The sequence below is a fragment of the Hymenobacter canadensis genome (genome assembly GCF_027359925.1).
GTDB classification, from domain to species: domain Bacteria; phylum Bacteroidota; class Bacteroidia; order Cytophagales; family Hymenobacteraceae; genus Hymenobacter; species Hymenobacter canadensis.
Map to the genome: position 1 here is coordinate 2,013,006 of NZ_CP114767.1, position 12,994 is coordinate 2,025,999.

The 12,994-nt window shown below is 62.0% G+C and carries 14 protein-coding genes; 9 read left to right on the top strand and 5 right to left on the bottom strand.

Annotated elements, in window-relative coordinates; genetic code table 11:
* Positions 1 to 67: 67 nt before the first annotated feature.
* From O3303_RS08620 to O3303_RS08635, 4 genes are all read left to right on the top strand, one after another.
* On the top strand, positions 68 to 1,171 hold the full coding sequence (locus O3303_RS08620; RefSeq protein ID WP_269561654.1) for a pyridoxal phosphate-dependent aminotransferase: 1,104 nt from the start codon (positions 68 to 70) through the stop codon (positions 1,169 to 1,171).
* Positions 1,172 to 1,535: 364 nt separating this feature from the next.
* Positions 1,536 to 2,906 (top strand): MATE family efflux transporter, encoded by a 1,371-nt coding sequence (locus tag O3303_RS08625; protein WP_269561655.1) that lies wholly within the window; start codon positions 1,536 to 1,538, stop codon positions 2,904 to 2,906.
* 115 nt (positions 2,907 to 3,021) lie between these two features.
* Complete coding sequence (locus O3303_RS08630; RefSeq protein WP_269561656.1) at positions 3,022 to 3,594, top strand: DUF922 domain-containing protein; 573 nt, start codon at positions 3,022 to 3,024, stop codon at positions 3,592 to 3,594.
* A gap of 147 nt (positions 3,595 to 3,741) precedes the next feature.
* Complete coding sequence (locus O3303_RS08635) at positions 3,742 to 4,080, top strand: tRNA-binding protein (protein WP_269561657.1); 339 nt, start codon at positions 3,742 to 3,744, stop codon at positions 4,078 to 4,080.
* Between the two features lie 79 nt (positions 4,081 to 4,159).
* Here the strand turns inward: O3303_RS08635 and O3303_RS08640 are convergent, their stop codons facing one another.
* Complete coding sequence (locus O3303_RS08640; protein ID WP_269561658.1) at positions 4,160 to 4,534, bottom strand: DUF4296 domain-containing protein; 375 nt, start codon at positions 4,532 to 4,534, stop codon at positions 4,160 to 4,162.
* Positions 4,535 to 4,602: 68 nt separating this feature from the next.
* Here O3303_RS08640 and O3303_RS08645 point away from each other — a divergent pair, with 68 nt between their 5' ends.
* From O3303_RS08645 to O3303_RS08665, 5 genes are all read left to right on the top strand, one after another.
* Complete coding sequence (locus O3303_RS08645; RefSeq protein WP_269561659.1) at positions 4,603 to 5,505, top strand: DUF58 domain-containing protein; 903 nt, start codon at positions 4,603 to 4,605, stop codon at positions 5,503 to 5,505.
* Positions 5,498 to 6,424, top strand: coding sequence for a hypothetical protein (locus O3303_RS08650; RefSeq protein ID WP_269561660.1), 927 nt, complete (start codon positions 5,498 to 5,500; stop codon positions 6,422 to 6,424). The genes O3303_RS08645 and O3303_RS08650 overlap by 8 nt, the downstream gene beginning before the upstream one ends.
* Before the next feature lie 91 nt (positions 6,425 to 6,515).
* The gene (locus O3303_RS08655; RefSeq protein ID WP_269561661.1) at positions 6,516 to 7,565 is read left to right on the top strand and encodes a VWA domain-containing protein; all 1,050 of its coding nucleotides are present in this window, start codon (positions 6,516 to 6,518) and stop codon (positions 7,563 to 7,565) included.
* A 309-nt stretch (positions 7,566 to 7,874) separates the two neighbouring features.
* A complete protein-coding gene (locus tag O3303_RS08660) occupies positions 7,875 to 8,546 on the top strand; it encodes a YggS family pyridoxal phosphate-dependent enzyme (RefSeq protein WP_269561662.1) in 672 nt (223 codons plus the stop codon).
* A gap of 150 nt (positions 8,547 to 8,696) precedes the next feature.
* Entirely contained in the window at positions 8,697 to 9,074 is a 378-nt protein-coding gene (locus O3303_RS08665) for a DUF423 domain-containing protein (RefSeq protein WP_269561663.1), read from the top strand.
* Positions 9,075 to 9,156: 82 nt separating this feature from the next.
* Here O3303_RS08665 and O3303_RS08670 read toward each other — a convergent pair whose 3' ends face one another.
* The 4 genes from O3303_RS08670 to O3303_RS08685 all read right to left on the bottom strand — a co-directional run bounded on the left by O3303_RS08670 (position 9,157) and on the right by O3303_RS08685 (position 12,734).
* On the bottom strand, positions 9,157 to 9,675 hold the full coding sequence (locus O3303_RS08670; RefSeq protein ID WP_269561664.1) for a DUF1573 domain-containing protein: 519 nt from the start codon (positions 9,673 to 9,675) through the stop codon (positions 9,157 to 9,159).
* 282 nt (positions 9,676 to 9,957) lie between these two features.
* Complete coding sequence (locus O3303_RS08675) at positions 9,958 to 10,620, bottom strand: DUF4136 domain-containing protein (protein ID WP_269561665.1); 663 nt, start codon at positions 10,618 to 10,620, stop codon at positions 9,958 to 9,960.
* A gap of 133 nt (positions 10,621 to 10,753) precedes the next feature.
* On the bottom strand, positions 10,754 to 12,178 hold the full coding sequence (locus O3303_RS08680) for an ATP-dependent DNA helicase (protein ID WP_269561666.1): 1,425 nt from the start codon (positions 12,176 to 12,178) through the stop codon (positions 10,754 to 10,756).
* A 22-nt stretch (positions 12,179 to 12,200) separates the two neighbouring features.
* Complete coding sequence (locus O3303_RS08685) at positions 12,201 to 12,734, bottom strand: hypothetical protein (protein ID WP_269561667.1); 534 nt, start codon at positions 12,732 to 12,734, stop codon at positions 12,201 to 12,203.
* Positions 12,735 to 12,994: the final 260 nt, after the last annotated feature.

Below are 12,994 nucleotides of genomic sequence, written 5' to 3' on the forward strand. Positions count from 1 at the left end.
AGCGCGAACTTTGTAGTTCGCGCTACTGCTCATCGGCTTTATACTACCGGCTCCCGGCTTCTCTTCTATGCCTGCTTCCTCCGATTTGAACCTGATCAGCCTGGCTTCCGGCTACGGCAGTTTTTCTTTACCCGAGCCGGTAGCGCAGCAGGTGCAGCGGGCCCTTACCCGGTTGCCGCTACCAACCAGCCCCGCGGAAGGCCTGCCAGAGCTGCGGCAGGCGCTGGCCCACCGATATCAGGCCCAGGCCGCCACCGTAGTTCCCGGGGATATCGTAGTGACGCCCGGCACGAAAGCCGCGCTGTTTCTGCTACTGGCCACGGTACTGCGTCCTGGTGATGAGGTGCTGCTGCTTTCCCCCAACTGGTTTGGCTTCGCGGAGCTGATACGGCAGGCCGGCGCTACCCTGCGCGAACTGCCGCTACACCCCGCCGACAACTACCAGATTAGCCCGGACGCAGTGCAGGCGGCCATCGGGCCGCGTACGCGCCTGCTGCTGTTCACTAACCCCAACAACCCCACGGGCCGCGTATACACCCGGCCGGAGCTGGCGGCGCTGCTGGCCGTTACGCAGCAGCACCCGCAGCTGCTGGTCCTGGCCGACGAGATTTACGACGGCATCCGGTTCGGGCCGGAGCCGGTACCCACGCTGCTGTCCTTCCCCGACCCGCTGGGGCAGCATCTGGTGGTGAACGGGTTTTCCAAGTCGCTGGCGCTGCTGGGCTGGAACATCGGCTACCTGGTGGCGCCGTCGGCGGTGGCGCAGGCCTGCACGGCGCGGCAGTTTGCCACCGGCGGGGCCGTGGCGGCCCTCAGCCAGCTGGCGGCGCTGGCCGCCACCGAGGCCACTACGGACATCACGCAGGAGCTGCACACCGGCCTGCTGACCAACCGCCAGCTTCTGCTCGATTTTCTGGCGACGCTGCCCGGCGCCCTGCCCGCGCTGCCGCTGGGCACCTACTACGCCTTCCCCGATCTGCGCGCCTTCCTGGATCCTGCACTTGCGCCGGAGCAAGCCTCCGCCGATCTGGTGGCGCGCCTGCACGCAGCCGGCGTGGCCGTGGTAGACGGGGCAACCTGCGGCGCGCCGGGCTTCGTGCGGCTCTCGTACGCCGTGCCGGAAGCGGAGTTGCGGGAAGCCATCCGGCGCATGGCCCAAGTGCTGCGCTAGCCCCGTACCGCGAAAGTCTGTTTCGCGACGGGCGAAGCGGGTGCCCACGCGGCGGCGCATTCGCTCCCTCGCGCCGCCCACCGCACCCCCGACTTTTGCATTTCCGGTGGTGCACGACACGTTTCCACCCGTGCCCCCTCCACCGCACGCCCGACTTTTGCATTTCCGGCCATGTGTGCCCCACCGCGCCCCCGACTTTTGCATTTCTGGTCGTGCACGGCAGCTACCCAGCCGTAGCGCAAACGTTGCAGTTTGCGTCCTCGCGCCGCTGAGACGATGGGAATGGTGCCATAGCGCAGACTACAAAGTTCGCGCTACGGTCCGGAACGGCCTTACCTTTGCCACTCTTCGTTTGCTTTCTGCCATGCCGTTTACTGCCCTTCGCCCCCACCTCAAACCCCTTATGCTACTGGCCTACCCGGTGGTGCTCAGCCAGCTGGGCCACGTGCTGGTCAACGTCTGCGACTCGGTGATGGTGGGCCAGACGGGCAAGGTGCCGCTGGCCGCCGTGAGCCTCGGCGTGAGCGTAAACACCGTGGTGCTGGTGCTGGGCCTGGGCCTTTCGATGGGCATCACGCCCCTGGTAGCCGCCGCTGATGGCCGCCGCGACGTGCCGCAGCTAGGCCGTCTGCTGGTGGCAGGCGTGTGGCTGAGCACGGTGGCCGGGGTAGTGTTGGCGGCGGCGGGCCTGCTGATTGCGCCGCTGCTGGGCTACCTGCGCCAGCCCGCCGAAGTGGTGGCCCTGGCTGCGCCGTGGGTGCGGGTGCTGTTTCTGTCGTTGCTGCCGCTAATGGTGTTTCAGGGCTTCAAGCAGTTTGCCGAAGGCCTGGGCCTCACGCGCCAGGCCATGTACCTGTCGGTGATGGCCAATGCCCTGAACGCGCTGCTGTGTTACGCCCTCATCTTCGGGCATTTTGGCGCGCCCCGCCTGGGCATGATGGGCGCTGCCTGGGCCACCCTGATTGCGCGGGTGCTGATGGCCGTGCTGATGGCCACCTACGTGCTGCGCGCCCGGCGGCTCCAGCCCTACCGCGAAGCCGCTTCCCACTGGCTCCGCCCCGATGGGGCCACGCTGCGCCGCCTGATCGGGCTGGGCTCCCCGATTGGGGTGCAGATGATGTTTGAGATGGGTGCCTTCAGCTTTTCGGCCATCATGATTGGCTGGCTGGGCGCTACGTCATTGGCCGCTCACCAGATTGCCATCAACGTGGCCTCCGTGACCTACATGGCGGCCAGCGGCATTGCGGCGGCCGCCACCATCCGGGTGGGCAACCTGCGCGGCCTCGGCGACGCGGAAGGCTCGCGGCAGGCCGGCTTTGCGGCCTACCTGCTCACGTTCCTGTTCATGAGCTCCATGGGCCTGCTGCTGGTGATCTTCCGGCAGTACATTCCGCACTTCTACAACCACGATGCCGCCGTGGTGGCACAGGCTTCGGGGCTGCTGCTGATTGCCGCCGCTTTCCAGGTTTCCGACGGCCTTCAGGTGGTGGGGCTGGGCGCGCTACGCGGTCTGCAGGACGTGAAGGTGCCCTCGGTGGTGGCGCTGCTTTCCTACTGGGTGATTGCGCTGCCGCTGGGCTACGGCCTGGGCTTCGGGCTGAAGCTGGGCAGCCTGGGCGTGTGGCTGGGGCTGCTGACGGGCCTCACGCTGGTGGCCGGGGCGCTGCTCTGGCGCTTCCGGCAGTACAGCCGGGTGCCCGCCACAGTAGCCCGGCCGGCGGCCGTGGCGGGCTAGCGCTGCGGCCCAACCACTCCGGCTTCCAGCGCGGTTTCCGGCTCAGGGAACGGGAAGCCGGGATTTGGTGTACCTTCTGAGCTACTCACGTTCCTTAGCCTGCTCGTTGCTTTCTATGGCCCTGCATTCCTTTCTGCTTTCGTTGCTGCCCCTGTTTCAGCCCGCAGCAGCCCCGCCCCAGACCACCCCTGCCGTCGCCGCCAAACCGGCCAAAGAAACCCTGGGCTGGTCGGCGAACAGGCCCCTCACCTGGGCCGACTTCAAAGCCCGCCCCATGGGCACCGACCGCCTGAAAGCCCTCACCTCGGCCAATATCGATGTGCAGGTGGCCTGCAAGGACTTCGTATTCAGCTCCACCGTCACGGCCGTGTTTCTGCCGCAGGAGTCGTGGGTGCAGGATGCCGGGAAGGCCTCGGCCAACCTGCTGCGCCACGAGCAACTGCACTTCGATATCACGGAGCTGCACGCCCGCCTGCTGCGCCAGAAGCTCAGCATCGTAAAGCTGGACTGCCAGCACCTTAACCCGGCCTTCAACACCCTCACCAAAAACTACTTCGCGGCCTGGCAGCGCGAGGAAACCCGCTACGATGTGGAGTCCAACCACGGCCTCAACCAGGAAAAGCAGCTGTTCTGGGAAACCCAGGTCAAGCAGCGCTTGGCGTTGCTGGAGTCGTTTGCCTCTCGGTAAGTTGGTGATGAAGTGACAGGTAAAGTAAGAACGTCATTCCGAGTGCAGCGAGGAATCTCGCGTGCTGACGTTGAATTACTACTGCAACATCAGCACGCGAGATTCCTCGCTGCACTCGGAATGACGTTCTCACCTCATCACCACCTTATGCCGACTATTTCCTGGGCTGATTTCGAGCTGGTTGATCTGCGGGTCGGCACCATTGTGGAGGCGCAGGAGTTCCCGGCGGCCCGACGGCCGGCCTATCAGCTGCTGATTGACCTGGGCCCAGAAATCGGCCTGAAGCGCTCCAGCGCCCAGATCACCTTTCACTACCAGCCCGCCGACTTGGTGGGGCGGCAGGTGCTGTGCGTCGTCAATTTCCCGCCCAAGCAGATCGGCAAGTTTATGTCGGAAGTGCTAGTGACGGGGGCCGCCGATGCGCAGGGCCACATTGTGCTGGCCGCGCTGGCCGGCCCGGTTCCGAACGGCAGCCGCCTGATTTGAGCTGGGTGGGCGGCATAAGGCTGTCATGCTTCGCTCCGCTCTGTATGACGGCCTTACGCTACCAATCCACTACCCCGCTTTACTTGGCGGGGCCTATTTTCACTTGGCGCAGGGCCAGCGTGTCGATGACGAGGCCGTAGATTTCGTCCAGGTCTTTGTCGTGGCTGGCGTAGTAGCGGTAGCTCTGTTGAAACAGCGAGTCAGTAACTTCACGGCGCCAGAATAGCGCCTTCTGCTGCTGCAGGTACAAAGCGCGGGCCGAATCGGGGTTCAGGCCGGCCGTTTCCACGCGGGCTTCCAGCGTATGCAGGTCGGCGAGCAGGCTCACCAGCTGCTCGCGCGGCAGCAGTGGTTGGGGCGGCAGCACCTCTTCAGGCGTCTGGCAGCCGGCCATCAGGCCACTCAGCAGCACACTGACTACCAACAAAAAAGCACGGGGATGCAGGAGTTTCACGATGCAAAAGTAAGGATTTGGCAGCTTCTGAACGCCAATACTGCCACGATTCGCGTAGTTTAGCCCATATGAATACGCCCACGCCCACGCCTTTTCAGTTGCTCGTACGCAAATTGCGGCAGGTGGAAATCCGGATGCTGAAAGCCGTGGACGCGCAATTGCAGGGCAATTTCCGGTCCGTTTTTAAGGGTACCGGCCTCGAATTCGACGATGTGCGCCTGTACCAGTACGGCGACGAGGTGCGCGCCATCGACTGGGCCGTATCGAGCAAAGGCCACGGCACCTTCATCAAAACCTACAAGGAAGAGCGTGAGCAGCAGGTACTGCTGCTGTTTGATGTGAGTGCCTCGCAGAAAGTGGGCGCCGCCGGTTTGCGCAAGCTCGATGTGGGCCGCGAAATCTGCGGCATTCTGGCTTTGGCCGCGGCCCGGCAGGATGCGCAGCTTGGCATTCTGGCCTTTTCCGACCAGAAAGAGCTGTACCTGGCGCCCGGCAAGGGCGTGCGCCACGCGTATTCATTGATTAAAAGGTTGTTTGCGCTGGAACCGCAGTCGGGGCAGACGGATGTGGGCGGGGGCATCAAACAGGCGCTGGGGCTGCTCAAGCGCCGCAGCATTATCCTGCTGATTTCCGATTTCATTGACGGCAGCTACGAGCGGGAGCTGACGATGCTGGCCCGCAAGCACGACCTAGTGGTGGTGCAGCTGCTCGACCAGCGCGAGCAGGAATTCCCGCCGCTGGGCATCGTGCCGCTCTACGACCAAGAGTCGGGCCGCACGCTCTGGACCAACACGTCTTCGGCCGCGTTTCGGGCCCGCTACCGCGCCACCTACGAGCAGAACCGGGACCAGATCAGCCAGATCTGCCGCCGCCACCGCACCGAATACTTGTCCATTGCCACCAACGCCGACTACGTGCCCCAGCTGATTCGGCTGTTCCGGCGGCGCAATCTTCGCTCCGGCCGTGCGTAGTGCCTGGCGACCCAGGCGCGCGGCGGAACTTGGCGCGCTGCTTCTATTGCCGGTGCTGGCCGCGGCCCAACCGGCCGCCACGCCGCCGCAGGGCCGTTTTTTGCGGCCTGGCACCCGCGTGGGCGAGATTGTGGAGTACGAGCTCAGTTACCGCCATGCCCCGGGCCTGAACGTCATCTTTCCCGACTCCACAGCCGATTATACGCCGTTCGAGTTTGTAGGCAAAACTTACCAGCCCACCCGCACTCGCCAGGGCGTCAGCCTCGACCAGACCACCTACCGCCTGCGCACCTTCGACCTGGCGCCGGTGCAGGCACTGCAGCTGCCCGTCACGATTCTGCGGGGCCGCGACACGCTCACGCTGCCCAGCACCCGCGCCACTGTGCAGCTGCGGCGGGTGGTGCCGCCGCCGCCGGCCGGCGTTACGCCGGCTCTGCGCCAGGCCACGGCGCTGCTGCCCGTGGAGCCGGCCTTCAACTACCCCTACTGGCTGGCTGGCGCGGGCGTGCTGCTGCTGCTGCTGGGCGGGGTGGCCCTCACGTTTGGGCGGCGCTGGCGGCAGCGGTACCAGCTGTATAAGCTGCGCAAAAACCACGTGTACTTTCTGGCGCAATACGCCCGGCACGTGGAGCGCTTCACGCTGAGCCGCTCGCTCACGAACATGGAGCGGGCCATCACGCTCTGGAAAAACTACCTCACCAACCTCGAAAACAACACCATCAACAGCCTCACCACCCGCGAAATAGTGGCGCACTACCAGAACGACGCCGATGTGCGCCTGGCCCTGCGCCTCGCCGACCGGGTCATCTACGGCAACCAGTTCTCGGAAGACGACACTGAAACCGACCTCGCCTTCGACCTGCTCCGCACCTTCGCCGACCGCCGCTTCGAGCTGGTACGGCAGCAGGTGGACAAGTAGCCACAGCCCCATTCATTATAGCAGGCAGCGCCAGCCAGCCGCTACCTTTGCTCCCTCATAACCTCATCACCACATCATCTAGTCCCCAACCGTGCAGCAACTCTGGCAACAGCTTTTCGGGCCGATAGTGGATAGCCTGCGCTATGCCACGCTGGCCAGCTATGCCTGGGAGCAGCCACGGCTGCTGCTGCTGATCGGGGCTATTCCGCTGCTGTTTGTGGGGCGCTGGCTGCTGGCGTACCGGCGGCGCAGCAAGCTGGGTGTGGCCTTCGTGAAGGGCGAGGTACGCCGCGACTGGAGCGCCGTGCTGCGCTTTCTGCCCGATGTGGTGCTGGCCCTCAGCCTGGCGTTTGCGGTAATGGCCCTGGCCCGCCCCCAACGCACCGACGAGCGGGTGGTGCAGAACGGCGAGGGCATCGATGTGCTGCTGGTGCTCGACGTGTCGGGCTCGATGGAGCTTGGCGACCTGAAGCCCAACCGCCTGGAAGCCGCCAAGCGCGTAGCGCTGGAGTTCGTGGATGGGCGCCAAGGCGACCGGCTGGGGCTGGTGGTATTTGCCGGCGACGCCTACTCGCTGGCGCCGCTCACCACCGACTATGAGCTGCTGCGCGAAAGCCTGAGCGGCCTGCGGCTGGGCATGATTCCCAACGACGGCACGGCCATCGGCACGGCGCTGGGCGTGGCTACCAACCGCCTGCGCACCTCCCGCAGCCGCACCCGCGTGTGCATCCTGCTTTCGGATGGCGAAAACACGGCCGGCAGCCTCGACCCGCTGACGGCCGCCCGGCTGGCCCACGCCTACGGCCTCAAAATCTACACCATCGGCCTCGGCCAGGACGGCACCGTGCCCTTCGGCCGCGACGAGCTGGGCCGCCCCCGCTACGTGGAAACCCGCCTCGACGAAACCACCATGCGCCAGATTGCGCAGGCCGGCGAGGGCCAGTTTTTCCGAGCCACCGACAACGCCGCGCTCCGCCAGATTTTCCAGCGCATCAACCAGTATGAGAAGTCGGAAATCAAGCAGACCCGCTTCCGCAACACCAAGGACTACTACCGCCTCTATTTGTGGTGGTCGTTGGGGTTCTGGCTACTGTGGTTGGGGCTGAAAAACACGTTTCTGGCTAATTCGCTGGAAGATTAGGCCGCCGCTGCCGCCAGAGTAGGCGGCGGGTGGCGGCTTTTGCTGGAATTTTCTTCTACCCTCATAGATGATTCTGCTCTGGCCGGGTTTATGAAAAAACTCGCCACGCACTCCGCAATATTCGCAGCTGTTTGAGTTAGCAATAAACGCGGTAGAGACGCAATATTTTGCGTCTTGTTGTTGAACGACTGACGCGAGGTTGTGGTCAAACAACATCAGCAACGACGAGACGCAAAATATTGCGTCTCTACACTGTTCTACTGATTATCCAGGATAAACTCAACCCGCCCCCTAAACCTCCCCTACTCTGTGATTCAGGAAAACCTCCACTTCTTTCAGCAGCAGCTGGCCGGCACCAACTGCCGCCTCGTCACGGTCACGAAAACTCACCCCGTAGAAAAGCTGCAGCAGGCCTACGACGCCGGCGCCCGCCTGTTCGGCGAAAACAAGGTGCAGGAAATGGCCGCCAAGCAGCCCGAGCTACCCGCCGACATCGAGTGGCACCTCATCGGGCACCTGCAGACCAATAAGGTGAAATACATTGCCCCATTCGTGCACACCATTCAGAGCGTGGATAGCCTGAAGCTGCTGCTGGAAATGGAGAAGCAGGCCGCCAAGCACAACCGCGTTATCCGGGGGCTGCTCCAGTTCCATATTGCCGCCGAAGACACCAAAACCGGCCTCACCCTGCCCGAAGCCGAGGAAATCCTGCAGTCGGAGGACTTCCGGGCGCTGCACCACGTACGCCTGACCGGCGTGATGGCCATTGCCACCAACACGCCCGATGAAGCCCAGCTGCGCCAGGAATTCCAGTTGCTGCGCGGCTACTTCGAGCAGCTCAAAGCCCGCTACTTTGCCTCCGACGACGAGTTTCGCGAGATTTCCATGGGCATGAGTTCCGACTACCGCCTGGCCATCGAAGAAGGCAGCACGCTCATTCGGGTGGGCAGCGCTATTTTTGGCGCCCGGAGCTACCAGTAGCTCGTCTTCGCCTGATGGGTTACGGTCATGCTGAGCTTGCCGAAGCATCTCGCGTGCTGACCACAGATTAGCAACTCGACATCAGCACGCAAGATGCTTCGTCAAGCTCAGCATGACGTTCAACGAATTAACCATTCCATATTCCCTTAGATGACTGCCAAACTCATTCTGCAAATCGCGGCCCTGCTGGGCGCACTGGGCGTTGCCATCGGCGCGTTCGGGGCGCACGGCCTGCGGGCCATGCTGGAGGCGTCCGGCCGCTTCGACACGTTTGAAACCGCCGTGCGCTACCAGTTTTACCACACGCTAGCGTTGCTGGCCGTGGGTGTGCTGCTGCACGCCCGCCCAGAGCTGCGGCTGCTGGGCACCGCCGCCTGGCTCTGGACCAGCGGCGTCATCGTGTTCAGCGGCTCGCTTTATCTGCTGTGCTTCACGGGCATCACCAAGCTGGGCGCCGTGGCCCCCATCGGGGGCCTGCTGCTGATTGCGGGCTGGATTGCGCTGCTGCTGGCCGCCCGGCAGGCCTAGCAGCCCAATGCTGAAACCACATAGAAAAGGCGGCCCGCACGATGCGGGCCGCCTTTTCTGTGGCTGGTACTGCCGGAAAGCCTTACGACTTCTTGGCTTTCACTTTCAGCTTGTTATCGTCGGATTTCATCTTGGCCTTGTCGCTCAGATCGGCCGATTCCACTTTCTCGCTGGTCATGGCGGTGGCTTCCTTCACCTCGCCTACCACCGACACCATGGCGTTGCCGTTGGCCGAGTTCGACTCGATGGTCAGCACCTTGTTCTGGATACCCATCTTGCCGGCCGTGTTGAAGTTGGCGGTGATGGTGCCGCTCTTACCGGGCATCACGGGCTCCTTGGTCCACTCCGGCGTGGTGCAGCCGCAGCTTACGCCGATGTTGGAAATCACCAGCGGCTGGGTGCCGACGTTCTTAAATTTGAAAACGTGCTTCACCACCTCACCTTGCTTGGCGCTGCCGAAGTCGTACTTCATTTCTTCGAACTGAATTTGCGGGCCAGCTACTTTGGTCTGCGCATTGGCGGGCTTCACGGAAGCCGATTGGGCCTGGGCGGCAAAGCCAGCGCAAGCCAGCGACAGTGCCAGTACAAGTGCTTTTTTCATGATTGCTACTTCGTTAGGGTGTTGATGGAAACAAAAATACACGTTTTGACGGGCGGGGCAAGTTGAGTGCCAGTTTTCTACTTTCCGGGTGAAGCCTGCATGAAGACAGACACAGCGCCCGGCCCGCACGTTCCGCCGGCCCCGCCTAAAACAACAACAGGACGAGCAAAAGCTCGTCCTGTTGCAGGAAGTAATCATACCGATAGCGCACGTAAGACTGGCAACGGGTTTACGATAGCCGATTTGCAAGTAATTATTTATCAATAGGTAACCTGTTAATGCTTATCCCTTGAACTCCCTGGAGTACGGAAACTGGCGCGACGCCTTGCGCATGATGGTCGTCACGATGGTATTGGTGTCGCTGCCGAAGCCGCGCGTGAGGCTCTTGTCGTACTTCCACAGCAGCTCGCCCGATTTGCCGTCGTGGATGTTGATGAGCAGCTTGCCCGTGTTGGTGGGGCCGCTCATACCTACTGCCAGGCTCAGGGCAATAGCCGCGCCGTTGGACATGGGCTGGGTGCTGGCAAACGTGCCGGAAATGATACCATCGACGCCCAGCAACAGCGCCAGCTGCTCCGGCGTCTGGGTAGCCAGTTGCTCGGGCGAGAGGCCGCTTTGGGCCAGCAGGGCATTGGTGCGGGTGGGGTCCTGCACGTCAACGGTCAGGTCATTGGACGATTTCTGCTTCAGGAAATATGAGTGTAGCGCCTGCTGCACGTCCAGGCCTTCGCGCTGCTCCAGCCGGGCCACGCCCTCGGGGCCGCCGTTTTTGGCCACTTCCTGCGGCCGCAGCTGCAGCTTCACCACGAAGGGCAGAATGGCCAGCGTCTTGTGGCTCTGGGCCAGCATTTTGAAATTATTGTTGGTATAGATTTCGCGGGTCTGGGCCTGCGTGGCCAGCGGCGCTATTGCCAACAGGAGCAGGAAGAGTAGCAGCTTTTTCATAACAGCAGAGTGGAAAGGAAGGAGAGAGAAATAGCAGCTCGCGAAGCCTGAATGTCACATTACCAACATCGTGCCACAAAAATCCTAATTACTGAACTTTTCTCTCCCTTATTCCGTTCGCCGCCGCCCTTACTTACTCTTCGATCTTGTCACCCAGGAGCTTAGGGTTGAAATTGAGCAGGAATAATTTTTCCGAAGCACGCGTGACGGCCGTGTAGAGCCAGCGCGCAAACTCCGAGTTCACCATATCCTCTTTCAGAAAGCCGTGGTCGACGAACACGGCCTGCCACTGGCCGCCCTGCGCCTTATGGCAGGTGAGGGCGTAGGCAAACTTCACCTGCAGCGCGTTCAGAAACGGGTCTTTGCGCAGCGCGGCGGTCTTGTCCTTCTTGGTGGTGAGGTGGTCGTAGTCCTTGCCCACTGCCTCGTAGAGCTCCTTGCTCCGGTCGGCGGGCAGGGCGGGGCTTTCGGTGTGCAGCGTGTCGAGCAGCAGCTTAATTTCCATATCCGGCTCGTCGGGGTAGTCCACGAGCCGCACGCGGGCATCGGCGAAGCGGAAGCCGAACTCCTCGGTGAGGCGGATGATTTTCACCACCTGCACGAAGTCGCCGTTGGCCAGGAAGCCCATTTCCGAGTCTTTGGGCAGCCAGTAGTAGTTGTTGCGCACCACCATCAGGTAGTCGCCGCTCTCAATTTCATCCTCGGCCTCAAACAGCACCCGCCGGATCATCTGGTTGTACTGGTTGGCGTTCTTGTTGGAGCGGCAGATGATGGTGGTGTTTTCGTGCCCGAAGTTCTTGTAGGCCCAGCGCAGGCCGTCTTCCAGCTTGTCGCCGCCCATCTGAAACAGGTCGGGGTAGCCGCGGGTATGGAACTGGATGTTGGGCTTTTCCTCGCGCAGCTCTTCCCGCAGCACGGTGGCGTTCATCAGAATCCCCGACTGCTCGGCCTGGCGCATCACCTGGCGCAGCTCCACCCCGTCCACGGTGGCGCGGAAGCGGTGGCGCAGCAGGTCGGGGTCGAGGGCGGGGCTGAGCAGCTGGCCTACGGGCGGCAGCTGGGCCGTGTCGCCGATGAGCAGCAGGCGGTTGGAGGGCTTCTCGAATACGTAGTTGAGCAGGTCGTCGAGCAGGCCGGTTTCGCCGAACGACTTCTCGTCGGAAATCATGGAGGCTTCATCCACGATGAACAGCGTGTCCTGGGCGCGGTTGGGCTGCCGCTGGAACGACAGGCTTTGGCTGGGCGTGCCGCTGGTCTGGCGGTAGATTTTCTTGTGGATGGTGCTGGCCGGCACGCCCGCATAGCCGCTCATCACCTTGGCGGCGCGGCCGGTGGGGGCCATCAGCACGTATTTGCGGCCCAGCTTGTGCAGCCATTGTACCAGGGCACTCACCACGGTGGTTTTGCCGGTACCGGCGTAGCCGCGCAATACAAACGCCTTGCGGCCCGGCAGCTCGTCCTTCAGAAACACATCCAGCTTCTGAAACAGCTTGGCCTGGTCCTGCGTGGGTTCGTAGGGGAAATAGTCGCGGACGGAAGGGGTTCTTACGGAGAGCATGAGGGGTCAGAATGGAAAATCTTCAGGTAACTTGATAAACATGGTGGCAAAAGATATTCATCCCTTGCGTCAGCACTTTAGCTATAAATTTTCGCTCGTCTTTATTCCAAGTCGGATGGTAAGCTGACGTGCCGGGCGGGGCCAACAGCATCCCCGTGCTAGTACCGAAAAAGAGCTTGTCGTATATTCTTCCTCGCCAAGCTTTTCTTTTACTGCCGCGCTGTCCGGCAAACCGCCGGCCAGTGCCTTCTGCGGCATCTACAAAAAAATTCCACGCCACTAGACACGCCTCACAATCGATAGGTTTTCGGGTGTCCTTCAACCACCGTTTAGTCACATCAAGATTTTGAGGTGCTGGGCCCTCCTCTTCCAATGAAATTTCTTGCTGCTGAGCAAATATCCTAGCGTTACTTTCAGTTTCAAATACCGGTATCCGCCCATCATTAGCCGTCCAGGCAGCGTCAGTCACGTCGCTGGTCCACCATAGAAAATAGCGGTCCTGCCCGTCGAGCCGGTACCAAGCAACGTAAAACTTCTTTTTTTCCTGCTCAGCCATATTGTAATGTGGCTCAGTCGCGGCCATTGTTGCCGAGACTTAAGACACCAATTTTTCTCTCTGTTGCTTAGCGCGATATTTAGTACCCTGATAACACTACCCGCAGCGTTGCCAATCGGTAATGTGTGGGTTCGTAGGGAAAATAGTCGCGGACGGAAGGGGTTCTTACGGAGGGCATGGGCAGGGTGTATTCGGGCAACAAAGCTACACCCGTTTCAGGTCCCTGCCGCACCGGTTTCGGCATTGGAAAACCCCGCCCA